Source organism: Asticcacaulis excentricus, from assembly GCF_003966695.1.
Lineage (GTDB): Bacteria > Pseudomonadota > Alphaproteobacteria > Caulobacterales > Caulobacteraceae > Asticcacaulis > Asticcacaulis excentricus_A.
Genome location: NZ_AP018827.1, coordinates 230,577 through 244,709 on the forward strand (window position 1 = coordinate 230,577; position 14,133 = coordinate 244,709).

Consider the following 14,133-nt stretch of genomic DNA (forward strand, 5'->3'; position numbering starts at 1 on the left):
TCCATTTGTGAATGTGCCTGCTATCGAGCATAGGAACATTCACAAGTACGGCATCCGGAGACGTAGTCTCTTCGGATGCCCCATCGCGTAATAAGGAAAGGTCGTTCATGGCGCACTATACCGATAATCTGACGCAACTGGGCCAACAGTTGGGCGCGCCGACTGACCCGGACAGCGCCGTTTTGGAGCGCGTGCCCAATCCGCACGCCGATATCGACTATGTGGCGCGCTTTACCGCCCCGGAATTCACGTCCCTGTGTCCGGTGACGGGGCAGCCCGATTTCGCGCACCTGGTCATCGACTATGTGCCGGGCGAGTGGCTGGTTGAGTCGAAATCGCTGAAACTGTTTCTGACGGCCTTCCGCAATCACGGGGCGTTCCACGAAGACTGCACGATCTCTATTGCCAAGCGCCTGCGCGACCTGCTGGCCCCGCGCTGGCTGCGCATCGGCGGCTTCTGGTATCCGCGCGGCGGCATCCCGATTGACGTCTTCTGGCAAACGACCGAACCGCCGAAAGGTGTTCTGATCCCTGACTTCGGCGTGGCCACCTATCGCGGCCGGGGCTGAGGGTCAATTATACCTCCCTGCCCTTGGGCGGGGAGGTATAAGAACTACGATGTGTCTTTGCGGTTTTTCGCAACGGGCGTTTCAAAATGCCGGGCCATGACCTGTCTGAGGCTTTCGGGGTCGCCTTTGCTCGCGCGATACAGGGCCTTTGCTTTCATGGCTAAGGCGCGGCTGGCGATTTCGGCCTGAGTCTCTTTGGTCTGGGCTGGCGGCGGCGCAGGCGAGGGCGAGGCTTTCTTTGCGGCCACCTGTTGCTCGATACTGGCCACGGCGTTTTTGATCGCCTTGGCTTCGGTGGCGTCGCAGCGGGCATAGAGCCGCTCGATCAGCAAAGCGCGGCGGATGCCCTTTTCGATCTCCTCGCCGGTTTTGGGGTCTGCCTCGCGGCTGAGCGCCAGCAACATCCGGTCGGCTATGGCGCGCAGATGCCCGCGCCGGGTTTCCGGTGTCAGAGCCTCAGGGATGTCTGCCGCTGTGTCCATGCGACCGAGGATAGACCGCCGTCGTATAGCGGGGATAGATTTTGTTCTTCCTCTCGCGCCAACGGGGGGAGGGGAAGGGGCTTTGTTTCTGCCTGCACCCGTGTAGAATAAGCCCAAGGGGGAGGGGCCGATGTGGAATCGCTGGTGGATACGGATACTGGTCGTCTTGGTATTCGGCGTGATAGCGCTGGTTGCAGGCAACTGGCTAAGTTTTGTGCTGACTGTCGTCATGCCTCTCCTCGCGGAGGCGGGCGAACTGGATTTTGCCGGATCAGCGCTTGTGCATATCGGGGTGATGGAAACGCTTTATTTCGTCGTCCCGACGCTGATCGTTGCCGAATTTTATGGGCTTATTCGCAAGCGGCGTATGTGGACGACGGCCTATATCCTGTATTTCACAGTTTTTTCAGCCGTCCTGACCTTCACCATGATGGCGTCTATGGCCTACGCGCCGGAACATCTCCTCGCACTGGCAGATGTCTGGCCTTTGACGGCTATAGGCCTTGCCGTTCTTGCGGGGCGAGTGGCCATTGAGCCGTATCTCCGATCTCGTCGTCAGGCACATTCCCAAGGCCCATCACACCTCGAGACGTTTTAATATCTCAGAAGGTAGGTTCGTCTGATCTCCTCTCCCATGAGGGGACAGAAACGGGTGCAGGGTCTGTGACCCTGCCCGCCGGAGGCCCTTCTTACTGAGGCCTCAATCACCCCTCCCAGTAACTCACCCGTTCGGCATAGTCCGGGCGGTCGCGTTCCAGCGGCGCTTCGGACGGCGTGCCGAGGTAGATAAAGCCCGCCACCTCTTCGCCGTCCCTGAGGCCTAAAAGCGCCTTGGCCTCGGCGTCATAGGCGTACCAGTCGGTGATCCAGTTGGCGCCATAGCCCATGGCCCCCGCCGCGATCAGCAGGTTCTGACAGATGGCAAAGGCCGAGCCCATCTGCTCCCACAGGGGGATTTTGTGCGGCTGGACGGGGGAATAGATGACCAGCAGGGCTTCGGGTGGCGTGGAGAGTTTGAGCAGCGCGCCCGCCTGCGCCTTGTCACCGCGCGCTTCGGCCAGAGCGCGCAGCTTATCGACCAGCCGCGCCTTCGACTGCGGGGTGAAGCGCACGATGCGCCAGGGGCCGATCTTGCCGTGGTCGGGGACGCGGAAACCGATCTTTAGCAGCACCTCCATCTCGTCTTCGGACGGCGCGGGCAGGCCAAGCGTCGGGGCGGGGGCCGAGCGCCGCGTCAGCAGCAATTCCAGCGTTTGCGCCGATACTTTGGTGGGCAGGGGCGTGCCAAAAGGGATGGGCGCGAGGTCGAGGTGGCGGATATCGGCTTTTTCGGTCATGGCGGTGTCCGGCGCAAAAAATCAGGTTCAACGCATATAGGACATGCTATGGCGCTTGGACAGACTTAACCGGATGAATGCTGATGACTGACCGCACCCTGCCGCCCTGGGATTCCGAAGACCGCAATGCCAGACGCCCGCGCTGGCAGCCGCGCAATGTGCGCGTCATTCATCAATCACCGTGGATTCAGGTGGAGCTTTCCGAGCCTGTGGCCCCAACTGGGCGGGTGGCCAGTTATGGTACGGTGCGCTTCCGTAACCGGGCGATGGGCATGGTGCCGCTGCACGAAGACGGGACGGTGACGCTGGTGGGTCAGATGCGTTATCCCTTTGACGCCTGGAGCTGGGAACTGCCCGAAGGCGGCGTACCGCACGACGAAGACCCCATGGAGGGTGCCCGGCGCGAACTGCGTGAGGAAACCGGCTTTGAGGCGGCCTCCCTTGTTGAAATCCTGCGCCTGGACCTCAGCAACTCGGTGTCCGACGAGGTGGGGATCATCTACCTCGCCACCGGCCTGACTCAGGGCGAAACCGAGTGGGACGATACCGAAAACCTTGAAATCGCGCGGGTTCCCTTCAAAGACGTGCTCGAAGCTGTTATAAAAGGGCAGATACGCGACTCCTTAACCGTTGCGGCGGTACTGAGGGTGTACCATATGGCTGTCACAGGGGCGCTGGAGGCGTCGCTGGCGGCAAAGATTGTGTGAGGCGAAGGGTCAAAGATGGCGCAACCGTTTGAGGTGATTACACCGCAGGACAAGCCGATCTGGCTGACCCTGCGTCAGGAAGCCTCTGACGTCGTGGCGTCGGAACCGGGGCTGGCCTCGCTGCTGCATTCGACCATCCTGTCGCACGACGATCTGGCCTCGGCCCTGTCCTATCATATGGCGCGCAAGCTGGCCGACGACACCCTGCGCGGCATGACCGTGCGCGAGATGGTGCAGCGCTATCTCAAGGCCGACAGCGCATTGGTCGAGGCGGCGGAGGCCGATCTTCAGGCCGTCTATGAGCGCGACCCGGCGGCCAAGGGCTATCTGCAAACCTTCATGTTTTTCAAAGGCTTCCTGAGCCTTCAGGTCTATCGCATCGCGCACCGCCTGTGGCAGGACGGGCGCTTTACCATGGCGCACTTGCTGCAAAGCCGCGTGTCGGAGCTGTTCCAGATCGACATTCACCCGGCGGCCAAGGTCGGTAAGGGCGTGCTGATGGACCACGGCACCGGCATCGTCATCGGCGAAACGGCGGTGGTGGGCGATGAGGTGTCGATGCTGCACGGCGTGACGCTGGGCGGGACCGGCTCTGAACAGGGCGATCGTCACCCCAAGATCGGCCGCGGCGTGCTGCTGGGGGCCGGCGCCAAGGTGCTCGGCAATATCGAGATCGGTGAGTTTGCCAAGATCGCCGCCGGTTCGGTGGTCCTGAAGCCCGTCCCGGCGCACTGCACAGCCGCCGGCGTTCCGGCGCGGCTGGTCAACTGCCAGACCTGCCCCGACCCGGCGAGGTCGATGGATCAGACGCTTTCGGACGTGATCTACGATTACGTGATTTAACTCACCCAAAAGTCTTGGCCTGCGGCCAATACATTTTGGGTGGGGTCAATATCGAGCAAAATTCTCTTGGGGCGGCACTGCGAGAATTTTGCGCTTTAAGGCTTTAAGTGAAACCCAAATGCTTGGGGAAGGGCGCGCCTTGGGGTTTGCCTCTGGCGGCGTTCGCGGGTACACAGACACACAGAATTTATCCCGGCCCTGGTGAAATCGTGCTTTGATCGCACCTCGCAGGGACCAGCCATTCAAGAGACAAAAACATGACACCCGCAGAAATCACCAAGGTGCAAGCCTACCTGACCCAGACCTTTGGCACCAAGGGCCTTGAGGTCCGCGCCCGCAAGCAGAAGGATTCCGCCGAGGTCTATATCGGCGAAGACTTCATCGGCGTGGTCTATGTCGATGAGGACGAGGAAGGCTCCTACCTGTTCGAAATGGCCATCCTCAAGGAAGACCTGTAAGGCTTTGCGGGAATAGCACCGGGCACCTGGCGGGGGAAAGCGTGAAAAGAGCCTTTATCCTGCTGGCCTTGCTACTGACGGGCTGTACGCGAACCGCAAATACGTTTGAGGTTGAGGCTCCTGAGGGCGCATCGGCAGAACTGCGGCTGTGTGGTGATGCCGTCGCTCTCAGACGCGTGGGCTCGAAACTGACGGCGTTTCAAGAAGCGCGCTGTGAAGGGGCAGGCGTCATCGTGGTGCATGTGCCTGATCAACCCGACGTCACCTGCCCTGTTGGTTACGTCACCCCCGGCATAGATCAGACATTCGCTTTCCGTGTTGACGGAGGACGTTGCCGTTAACTGCCTCAGCAGCCGCTCTGGCCGTAAACCGTCACGCTCTGCGATTTGCCGTTCTGTGTGAGGGTAAGGGTTCCGGCCATGTTGGACCATTCCTCGCCCAGCCTCTTTGTCACCTTGAGGGTCTGTGTCACCCTAAGGTCGCCGTCGGCGCTGACGAACTGGTTCACAGGGGTAACGCTCGACTTCGGTTTCCCTTGCAGCGTCAGCGTGACAAGCTGACCGTTCCACCGCATCAGGCCGGTCTGAAAATCGTCATGCCAGATGATCGGTGCTTGGCCTTTTTCAAAGTCAGGCGTTCGGTAAAGCGTCGTGCCGCAACCGTCGAGATGGGCCTGATTGATTTCGCTGCGTGTAATGGCTCCAACTGTGCCCGCCTGTACCGGTGTCGTCAGCGCTATTAAAGCCGTGACGGTTATCGCCATCGTCAGTTTCATCCCTCATCTCCCTTTCAGGCGCAGGATGAGCCGTTCGCGTTCGGCGCGCAATCCCTTATATTCGCTTTGCGCCTCATCGAGGGCTTCGATCTGACGGATCAGGCCTTGGGTGAGGCGTTCGCGTTCCGGGTGGACCTCAATGGCCTCCAGCGGCGTCAGGTGGATGCCTATGGTGAACAGCACCGCGCCCGTCTGCGGTAGCTTTCGCAGCGTCTGACGCTCAACGCGCACATAGACGGCGTCGGCGCGGTCGCCGCTGCCGAAGCGCTGCGGTGGGGACAGGTGCGGGTGATGCAGCGTGTCCGTGCCATACAGCGACCAGTTCCAGCGGATGACCGGCTCATCGGGACGCAGGTTATCGAAAATGCGCTCGATGATGGTCGCATTGCGTGTCCCGGTCTGAAAATCGGGCACGGGGCCATGCACCTGATGCAGGGGCTTACCCAGCTTTTCCGGCAGCAACCACGACGAGGGAAAGCAGATGCAGCCCGCCGTCAGCCGCCAGCCTTCGGGCGATGTTTGCAAGATGGCCAGGTCTTCGGCCACCAGTCGTGCCGCGGCGATCAGCGGGGCGTCAGACGGCGGGGCGGCGGTGTTCAGCGTGGTTTCGATCAGACGCAGGGCTTCGGCTTGCGCGGCCTCAGAGCCCGATTGCGCACCGAAGACGGCATCGCGGTCTACGGTGAGCAGGCGTTCTTTTTCCGCCAGATAGCGGGGCAGGCGCTCATCGCGCTCCAGCCACGCCGCGTCCCCCAGCGGCGCCAGACCGATGCGAAACAGAGGCTGCGAACCGTCAAAGGGCGTGTGCATGAGCGCTATCTTATACCTCCCTGCCTTTGGCGGGGAGGTATGAATGAGACTTACGGCGCGACCGCGCAGGTCGTCATGATTTCAGCGCGCAGTTCGGGAATACCGTGGCCCTTTTCTGAGGAGGTCGCCAGCACCACCGGGTGGGCCGCCGGGCGCTTCTTGATCTGCGCCTGCGTCTTTTCGATGACGGCCTTCAGCTCGTGCGGCTTGATCTTGTCAGCCTTGGTCAGGACGATCTGATAGGAGACGGCGGCGACGTCCAGCGCGTCCATCGGCTCATTATCGACCGCCTTCAGCCCGTGGCGCGCGTCGATCAGCAGATAGGCGCGTTTGAGGTTCGGGCGGCCGCGCAGATAGTCGCGCCCCAGATTCTGGAACTTCTTCACCTCAGCCTTCGACGCCTTGGCCCAGCCATAGCCGGGCAGATCGACCAGACGCAGCTTTTCGTCCAGCACGAAGAAATTGACTTCGCGCGTGCGGCCCGGCTCGTTGGAGGCGCGCGCCAGGTGGTTTTGGCCGACCAGCGCATTGATCAGGCTCGACTTGCCGACATTGGAGCGCCCGGCAAAGGTCACTTCGGGCAGGTCGGCCGCGGGCAGTTGCTCGATCTTCGCCGCGCCCATCATGAAGGTGGCCGGGCGCGCAAACAGCACGCGGGCGGCTTCGAGGGTTTCGGTGGAATAGAGCGCCTCGTCAGGCGTTTCAGCGGCGGGCGTCTCAGCGTTATGTTGCGTTTCGTCGGTCATGGACGGGCCTTTAAATGCTTATACCTCCCCAGTAAACCGGGGAGGTATAAGAGGGGACGGGTTCTTCCCGCCAAAGGCAGGAAGGTATGACGGATCGCCTTAGTCCTTCTTGGTCCCGCGGGTGCGCTTGGTGCCGCCCGCCGAGCTGCCCGTGGCCGCCGGCTTGCGCTTGCGGGCCGGGGTGCCTTGCGTCACTTCGCCTTCGTGGATGGCTTCCTCGGCCACCTCGATGACGTGCGCCGCTTCGGACTTCGGCTTGGTTTTGGCCACCTTGCCCAGCAGGGTGTCGATCGGGTTTTCGACGCCCATCTGACGCATCAGCATATATTGCTGCGCCACAGTCAGGACGTTGTTCCAGATCCAGTAGATCAACAGACCCGAGGCAAACGGTGCCATGATGAAGGTGAAGATCACCGGCATCAAGGCGAAGATCTTGCGCTGCATGGGGTCCGGCATCGGCGGGTTCATGCTTTGCGACAGCCACATGGACGCGCCGTAGAGCAGCGGCAGGATACCGATGTGCAGCGAGGTGGCCATCAGCCCGCCAATGACCGGCAGGGCCGCCGGATCGTAGGGCAACAGGCCGAACAGGTTGAACATCGTCGTCGGGTCTTTATCCGACAGGTCCTGAATCCAGCCAAAGAACGGCGCGTGGCGCATTTCGATGGTGACGAACAGCACCTTATACAGGGCATAGAAGACCGGCATCTGCACGAAGATCGGCAGACAGCCCGACATCGGATTGACCTTTTCCTTCTGGTAAAGGCCCATCATTTCAATCTGCATCTGCTGCGGATTGCCTTCGTGCTTCTTCTTCAGCTCCTCGACCTGGGGCTGAAGCATCTTCATCTTGGTCATCGACTCATAGGATTTATGCGCCAGCGGGAAGAAGATGAGCTTGACCAGAACGGTGAGACCCAGAATGGCCAGACCGAAATTGCCGACATATTTGAACAGGAAGTCCAGCACGAAGAACATCGGGCGGGTGAAGAACCAGAACATGCCCCAGTCGATGGCCTTGTCGAAGGCGGGCAGCTTCAGCTTGTCCTGATAGGCGGCCAGAAGCGAGGCCTGCTTGGCACCGGCAAAGATGTGGTAGGTGACGCTGACCGGCTTGCCCGGCTGCACCGTCACAGCGTCGGCGACGTAGCCCGCCTGATAGAGGAAGTTGAAATCCTTTTCGTTGGCGGTCGTCTGGTCCGTCGCCTTCATCGAGGCGTGAATCTTGGCCTTTTGATCCGGGATGACGGCGGCCAGCCAGTATTTGTCGGTCAGGCCCATCCAGCCGCCGGTCGAGTCAGCCTTGAAATTGGCCTTCTTCTCGTCCTTTTCCCAATTGTGGAATTTGAATTCCGGCGTGGTGTACCCCTTGCCCGTGGCGTCCTTGGAGAAGGCGCCAATGCCGCCTTCGTGCAGGATCATATTCTTGCCCAGCGTCTCAGGCGCGCCCTGACGCACGACATTGGCATAGGGGGCAAGCGTCACCGCCGCGCCCGTGGTGTTGACCACGGTATCGGTGACGGTGATCATGTACTTGTCATCAAGGCTCAGGCGGCGTTCAAAACGCAGGCCCGTACCGGCATCATAGCCCAGCACCACGTCCTTGCCCGGCGACAGCACGCTGCCCGACAGCACCGTCCACACGCTGTTGCCCGACGGCAGGCCGGGCACATTGGCCCCGACCCAGCCCGATTCGGCATAGTAGGCGTGTTCGGCCCCTTGCGGGCGGAACAGTTCGACATTGGGGGAGTCGGCCTTGAGCGTCTCTTTGTACGACTTGAGGAACAGGTCGTCGATGCGCGCCCCGGCCAGAGACAGAGACCCCTTCAGCGCCGGCGAGTCGATGGCGACGCGCGGCGTGGCGGCCACGGCCTGATCGCGCGGGAGCTTGCCTTCGACAAACAGCGACTCCGGCGTGGCGACGGGGGCCTTGGCGGCCTCGATCTTCTTCTGCGCCATAGCCGCGGCGCGTTCCTTCTCCATCTGGGGCCCGGCCACAAAGAACTGATAGCCGAACAGGATCGCCATGGAGAGGGCGAGGAAGATGAACATATTGCGATTGTCGTCGCGCTTCATGAGAGACTCTGAAGAGGGGTTAAACTTTGGGCGACAGCCTTATCAGGGCGCGTTTGACATCGTCAAGCAAACCTTGCCACGGGCAGGACTTGGTTGCGTCGCGGGCGATGAAGACATAGTCGTGGCCGGGAAGGCCAAGGTCGGGCAAAAGGGCGCGGGCCGCTTCGCGCATCCGGCGCTTGGCGCGGTTGCGTTCCACCGAACCGCCGGTCTTTTTGGTGGCGGTAAAGCCTATGCGGATGGTGGCGTCCCCGTCATTGCGAAAGCGCGCCTGAATGACCACGGTCGGGCGCGCCTGATAGGCTGCCTTGTTGGCGGCCAGAAAATCGCTGCGGTTTTTCAGAACGGGAAAGGTCATTCAGCTTTCTTATACCTCCCTGCACGGAGTGCGGGGTATAGCGCCAGCGAAAGTGTAGCTTTCACCAGCGATGGGACCGCCTCAGCAGGGAGTAGTGGGGTGTTTTCGCTAAATCTGACGGGTTGAACCTGCCGGGGACTGTGCAAATGGAAAGTATAGAAAGAAACCCACCCCACCACCACTCGCTTCGCTCATGGTCCCCCTCCCCGCCAGCGGGGAGGTATAAGGGTGAACACAAGCGAAAAGGCCCTCGAATCGCTTCAAGGGCCTTTTCCTGTGTCGGTGGTCCGAACTGCGTCCTTTGACACCTCATATATATCCGATAAATGGCGGCCATTTATCGGCATGAGGTTATTAGGCAGTCAGGCGCTTGCGGCCCTTGGCACGGCGACGGGCGACGACTTTTTGACCATTCTTGGTGGCCATGCGCGCGCGGAAGCCGTGGCGGCGCTTGCGGACGAGACGGCTCGGCTGGTAAGTGCGTTTCACGGTTGTAGCTCCGGGGTTTGGACACGATAACCCAGTGTGTGCGAGCCATCGTTGAAAGAAGAGGCGGCGTCACTAAACCGTGCGCGCGGGCTTGTCAATGGCTATACGCCTGGATTCGCACCTAGGCCGAAGAATCTTTATGACACCGTGAGCGCGCGCCGGGTGATTTTACACTGACCCTTCACGGATTTGTGTTAATATGTGTCTCTACGCCACCTTATCCGAGCGCAATGTCGAGCGATCTGAGCGAAACCTTAGCCGAAACCGGCCCGCACCGCGACCTGACGCCGGGGCGACGGTTCCGCGTCGCCGGGGGATTGGCGCGTGAGAGCGAGGACGGGGCGGCGGCCAGCCCGCGCCCGCGCAAATGGCGTGATCAGAGCCTGCAAGCCTTTCTGGCCAAGCGCTGGAAGGCGCTCAAGCCGCATCTGAAACGCGGCTGGAAAGATTTCCGCTCGTTTTTCAGCGGTCTGTCCGGCCATTTGCTGGCTCTGACGGCGGTGTTCGTGGCGGTGATGGTGGTCATCATCATGGTGCCGACGCTGGCCGCCTATCAGGAACGCTGGCTGATCGACCGCGTGCGTCAGGCCGAAATCGCCTCTCTGGCGCTCGATGCCTCGGCCGAAGGGGCGGTGTCGCGCGAATTGTCGAGTCAGTTGCTCAACAGCGTCGGGGCCTCCTACCTCGCCCTGCAAAGCGGCGGGGTGCAGTTTGTGCTGCGTGATCCGCGCAGCACAGTCGAACCCGATGTCATCGACATCCGCCATCAGGAACGTGGCCTCAGCGACGACCTGACCTATCTGTGGGGGCCGTGGAAGACCCTGTCCGGGCGCGAAGACCGCCTGATCCGCACCGAAGCCGTGCCAAAGGTGCGCAAGGGCACCGACATTATCGAAATCGTCGTGCCGGCGGAGCCGCTGAAACAGGAACTGCGGGAACAACTGGGGTCGATCCTGCGGCTTTCGCTCCTGATTTCGCTGGTCGCCGGTGCCCTGATCTTTGCGGCCCTGTCCTTCTTCGTGGTGCGCCCAGTGCGGCAACTGACGCGCTCGATCGCGCGCTTCAAGGAAAACCCGGAAGACAGCGCCGCCGTGCCGCAACTGTCCGGTCGCCACGATGAGATCGGGCAGATTGAGGAAGAACTGTTCAAGATGCAGCAGGAGGTCGGCCACGCCCTGCGCACCCGTGCGCGACTGGCGGCGCTGGGGCAGGCGGTGTCGAAGATCAGCCACGACCTCAGAAACATGCTGACCGCCGCGCAGATGGCGTCGGAGCGTCTGGCCTATTCCGGTGACCCCAATGTCACCAAGGCCCTGCCGCGTTTGGAGCGGGCGCTGGACCGCGCCCTGACCCTGGCGCAAAACGTGCTGAACTACGGCAAGACGGACGAAATCCCGCCGCGCATCCAGATTCTGCGCCTGAAAGACCTGTCCGAGGCCGCCGCCGAGGACGCCGGTCTGGCGCTCAATGCCCGCACGCCGGACCGCGTGCGCTTTTCGCTCAAGGCCGAACAGGGCTTTTTCTTTGAGGCCGATCCCGACCACGTCCACCGCCTGCTGGTCAATCTGATGCGCAATGCGCGTCAGGCGATTGAAAACCAGCCGAACCGCAAGACGGTGGGGCGCGTGACGCTGAGCGCGGTCAAGACGGCGGAAGAGGTGATTCTGGTCCTCTCCGACAACGGACCCGGCATCCCTGAGCGTGTGCGCGATAAGCTGTTTCAGCCGTTTTCGGCCTCGCTGACGCCGGGCGGGTCGGGGCTGGGGCTGGCCATTGCGCGCGAACTGGCCCAGACGCACGGCGGCGATGTCCGGCTGATCGACACCGGGCCGTCGGGCACCTCGTTTGAGGTCCGTATCCCGCAGAAGGGGTAAAGAGGTACGAATGGCGAAGCCGAGAGTGACGGTCTGCCTGCAGGTGGACGGTAGTTTCGAAATTTTAATGAATGAGGCGGGCCGCGACCTTATGCTGGAAGAGTTACAGCGTCTCAGCCGGCAGTCGGATCACATTCATCTGGATTATTATGAAGATTCAGACATAGCCGATGCGACAGATATTATGTTGTCAGCGATACCGTATCGTTCTGATGACACGGTGTTGGAGCACGGGAAGATACTGTTTCGCCCGGATGAGTGGGATGGCGAATACTTTCCTCACGTGCTGCAATCCTAAGTGAAATCTCTACCCCACCGCCGTTATCGCTTCGTCCGCCGCCGCGACGAGGCCGTCGAGCACACCGGGGTCGGAGGACGAATGCCCGGCCTTTTTCACCAGATGGAATTTCGCTTCCGGCCACGCCCGATGCAGGTCCCAGGCCGAGGTCATGGGCGTGACCACATCATAGCGACCCTGCACGATCCACGCCGGAATGTTCTTGAGTTTGTGGACGTTTTCCAGAATCCAGTTGTCGCTTTCAAAGAAGCCACGATTCTGGAAGTACCACGACTCGATACGGGCAAAGGCCACGGCAAAGTCGGGATCGGTGAACTTGGTCGGGGCCTCCGGCGGGCCTTCGATCGACAGGGTATCGCCTTCCCAGCCCGACCACGCCAGCGCGCAACGCACACGCTCGGCCGCGTCGTCGCCGTTTAACCGTTTGATATAGGCCGCCAAAAGGTTGCCGCGTTCCGCTTCCGGGATCGGGGCCACAAAGCGCTCCCACAGGTCGGGATAGAGGTTGGCCGCGCCCCCCTGATAGAACCAGTCGAGCTCTGACTGCCGCACCAGAAAGATGCCGCGCAGGATCAGGGCCGACACCCGCTGCGTATGCGTTAGGGCGTAGGCCAGAGACAGGGTCGAGCCCCACGACCCGCCAAACACCACCCATTTGTCGATCCCCAGCCGTTCCCGCAGCGATTCCATATCGGCGACCAGATGCCAGGTGGTATTATCTTCCAGCGACAGGTCCTGTGAGGCGTGCGGCCGTGATTTGCCGCAGCCGCGCTGATCGAACAGGATGATGCGATAGGCCTTCGGATTGAAGTAGCAGCGCAGGTTGGGGCTGGTCCCGCCGCCCGGTCCGCCATGCACCACCACCACCGGAATCCCTTGTGGGTTACCGCTTTGCTCATAATAGATTTGATGTTTCCCCTCCGTCGGCATATAGCCGGTGTCGTAGGGTTCGATCTCCGGATAGAGACCTTTTGGCAATGTGACGACGGCTTGATCGGTCATAAGGAAACTTGTGCAGCGGGCTGTGGCGGTTGCCGCCGATCAAAGACCCATTATGCGCAGCGATTCAAGCCTTTTTGCCCTGACGACCGTAAAGCGGCAGAGCCTTTTCTACGCCCTGATCTTTATCGGGTCGGGGGCCAGCCTGCCCTACATGCCGCTATGGTTCGCCTCAAAGGGCATGAGCGGGGCGCAGATCGGGCTGATTCTGGCCCTGCCGCTGCTGCTGCGCGCCGTGACCGGGCCGGTCATGGGGGTGTGGGCCGAAACCTTCCCGCTGTTCCGTTCACCCATGCTGCGGCTGGCGCTGGCGGGCGGGCTGGCCTATGGCGGGCTTATGCTGTGGCCGCTGGCCGGGGAGGCGCGCTTCTGGCTGTTCGTCGCCCTGTGGGCCATAGGCTATAGCTGCATCACCTCGATCAGCCCCTTGCTCGATGTCATGACCATCCAGATGTCGAAGCGCGAAGGCTTCAACTATACCGGCCCGCGCGCCGTGGGGTCGGCGGCCTTTATCGCGGCCAATATCGCGGTGGGTTACGGGCTGAACCTTCTGGGTGTCGATCTGATTATCATCTGGGTGGTCGTGCTGTGTTTTGCGGCCGCGCTGGCGGCGTGGCGTCTGCTGCCGCCGGCCCTGCGCCACGTCGAAGAGGGCGGGGGCCGCGCCCCGGCCTTCCTGCCACAGGAAACGGGGGCGCAGCGGGTGCGGGCCCTGCTCGGCAATCCGGTCTATGTCTTGCTGCTGGCGGCCATGGGCTGCGTGCAGGGAGCGCACGCCTTCTATTACGGCTTTTCCACCATATTGTGGAAGGGGCAGGGGCTCGATGGGGCGACCTGCGGCTATCTGTGGGGGGCGGGCGTGGCGGCGGAAATCCTGTTCCTGATGTTCGGCTTTCGCCTCAGAAACCGTTTCGGCTCGTGGACCCTCTTGCTGGCGGCGGCGGGCCTGAGCGTATTGCGCTGGTTCATCATGGGGTTTGTGCCGCCGGTGGGCGTCCTGTGGCCTTTGCAGACCCTGCACGCCTTTTCGTTTGCCGCCTGTTATCTGGCCGGGCTTGATCTGGTCAACCGCATGGCGCCGAAGGGCTCGGAAAGTCTGGCCCAGACGCTCAATGCCGCCTGGGTGACGGGGGTGATGATGGGATTGTCCACTCTGGCGTCCGGGCCGCTCTATGACGCTCTGGGCAGCCGTGGCTACTGGGTGATGGCGGCCATGTCGGGTGTGGGACTGCTGATCGCCGCCTATCTCTACCGCCGTCAGGTGCTGCGGCCGTAACGCTACTCTCCTCCCTGCGGCTTTGCCGTGGGGAGG

Annotated in this window: 17 protein-coding genes; 8 read left to right on the top strand and 9 right to left on the bottom strand. The window is 61.7% G+C overall.

The annotated features are described in order from the left end of the window. The first annotated feature begins 107 nt into the window (after window positions 1-107). Window positions 108-569: a preQ(1) synthase gene (gene queF / locus EM6_RS01120; protein ID WP_126419643.1), complete on the top strand. Its 462-nt coding sequence runs from the start codon at window positions 108-110 to the stop codon at window positions 567-569. 44 nt (window positions 570-613) lie between these two features. Here queF and EM6_RS01125 read toward each other — a convergent pair whose 3' ends face one another. Then, window positions 614-1,051: a hypothetical protein gene (locus tag EM6_RS01125; RefSeq protein ID WP_126419644.1), complete on the bottom strand. Its 438-nt coding sequence runs from the start codon at window positions 1,049-1,051 to the stop codon at window positions 614-616. Between the two features lie 130 nt (window positions 1,052-1,181). On the opposite strand from EM6_RS01125, the gene EM6_RS01130 reads away from it, so the two are divergent. Next, a complete protein-coding gene (locus EM6_RS01130; protein WP_126419645.1) occupies window positions 1,182-1,649 on the top strand; it encodes a hypothetical protein in 468 nt (155 codons plus the stop codon). A gap of 106 nt (window positions 1,650-1,755) precedes the next feature. Here EM6_RS01130 and EM6_RS01135 read toward each other — a convergent pair whose 3' ends face one another. After that, window positions 1,756-2,388, bottom strand: coding sequence for a nitroreductase family protein (locus EM6_RS01135; protein ID WP_126419646.1), 633 nt, complete (start codon window positions 2,386-2,388; stop codon window positions 1,756-1,758). 83 nt (window positions 2,389-2,471) lie between these two features. Between EM6_RS01135 and EM6_RS01140 the strand changes: the two genes are divergently transcribed. The 3 genes from EM6_RS01140 to EM6_RS01150 all read left to right on the top strand — a co-directional run bounded on the left by EM6_RS01140 (window position 2,472) and on the right by EM6_RS01150 (window position 4,396). Continuing rightward, window positions 2,472-3,095, top strand: coding sequence for an NUDIX domain-containing protein (locus EM6_RS01140; RefSeq protein WP_126419647.1), 624 nt, complete (start codon window positions 2,472-2,474; stop codon window positions 3,093-3,095). Between the two features lie 15 nt (window positions 3,096-3,110). Then, window positions 3,111-3,938 (top strand): serine O-acetyltransferase, encoded by an 828-nt coding sequence (cysE, locus tag EM6_RS01145; RefSeq protein ID WP_126419648.1) that lies wholly within the window; start codon window positions 3,111-3,113, stop codon window positions 3,936-3,938. Between the two features lie 257 nt (window positions 3,939-4,195). Next, a complete protein-coding gene (locus tag EM6_RS01150; protein ID WP_126419649.1) occupies window positions 4,196-4,396 on the top strand; it encodes a DUF3126 family protein in 201 nt (66 codons plus the stop codon). Between the two features lie 346 nt (window positions 4,397-4,742). Here EM6_RS01150 and EM6_RS01155 read toward each other — a convergent pair whose 3' ends face one another. The 6 genes from EM6_RS01155 to rpmH form a co-directional block, all read right to left on the bottom strand. Beyond that, window positions 4,743-5,171, bottom strand: a complete 429-nt coding sequence (locus EM6_RS01155) for a hypothetical protein (RefSeq protein ID WP_126419650.1) — start codon at window positions 5,169-5,171, stop codon at window positions 4,743-4,745. Window positions 5,172-5,174: 3 nt separating this feature from the next. Then, window positions 5,175-5,981 carry a heme-dependent oxidative N-demethylase family protein gene (locus tag EM6_RS01160; RefSeq protein WP_126419651.1) on the bottom strand — a complete coding sequence of 269 codons (807 nt, stop codon included), beginning with the start codon at window positions 5,979-5,981 and terminating at the stop codon, window positions 5,175-5,177. A gap of 50 nt (window positions 5,982-6,031) precedes the next feature. Continuing rightward, window positions 6,032-6,727, bottom strand: a complete 696-nt coding sequence (gene yihA, locus EM6_RS01165; RefSeq protein WP_126419652.1) for a ribosome biogenesis GTP-binding protein YihA/YsxC — start codon at window positions 6,725-6,727, stop codon at window positions 6,032-6,034. Window positions 6,728-6,826: 99 nt separating this feature from the next. Then, a complete protein-coding gene (gene yidC / locus EM6_RS01170) occupies window positions 6,827-8,803 on the bottom strand; it encodes a membrane protein insertase YidC (protein WP_126419653.1) in 1,977 nt (658 codons plus the stop codon). A gap of 19 nt (window positions 8,804-8,822) precedes the next feature. Beyond that, complete coding sequence (gene rnpA, locus EM6_RS01175) at window positions 8,823-9,161, bottom strand: ribonuclease P protein component (RefSeq protein ID WP_126419654.1); 339 nt, start codon at window positions 9,159-9,161, stop codon at window positions 8,823-8,825. A 354-nt stretch (window positions 9,162-9,515) separates the two neighbouring features. After that, window positions 9,516-9,650: a 50S ribosomal protein L34 gene (gene rpmH, locus EM6_RS01180; RefSeq protein WP_013479320.1), complete on the bottom strand. Its 135-nt coding sequence runs from the start codon at window positions 9,648-9,650 to the stop codon at window positions 9,516-9,518. 230 nt (window positions 9,651-9,880) lie between these two features. On the opposite strand from rpmH, the gene EM6_RS01185 reads away from it, so the two are divergent. Together EM6_RS01185 and EM6_RS01190 are read left to right on the top strand one after the other, a co-directional pair. Continuing rightward, a complete protein-coding gene (locus tag EM6_RS01185) occupies window positions 9,881-11,524 on the top strand; it encodes a sensor histidine kinase (protein ID WP_126419655.1) in 1,644 nt (547 codons plus the stop codon). 10 nt (window positions 11,525-11,534) lie between these two features. Further along, window positions 11,535-11,822, top strand: coding sequence for a hypothetical protein (locus EM6_RS01190; protein ID WP_197723580.1), 288 nt, complete (start codon window positions 11,535-11,537; stop codon window positions 11,820-11,822). A gap of 9 nt (window positions 11,823-11,831) precedes the next feature. Here EM6_RS01190 and pip read toward each other — a convergent pair whose 3' ends face one another. Next, entirely contained in the window at window positions 11,832-12,824 is a 993-nt protein-coding gene (gene pip / locus EM6_RS01195; protein ID WP_126419656.1) for a prolyl aminopeptidase, read from the bottom strand. Between the two features lie 52 nt (window positions 12,825-12,876). Here pip and EM6_RS01200 point away from each other — a divergent pair, with 52 nt between their 5' ends. Continuing rightward, complete coding sequence (locus EM6_RS01200) at window positions 12,877-14,097, top strand: MFS transporter (protein WP_126419657.1); 1,221 nt, start codon at window positions 12,877-12,879, stop codon at window positions 14,095-14,097. Window positions 14,098-14,133: the final 36 nt, after the last annotated feature.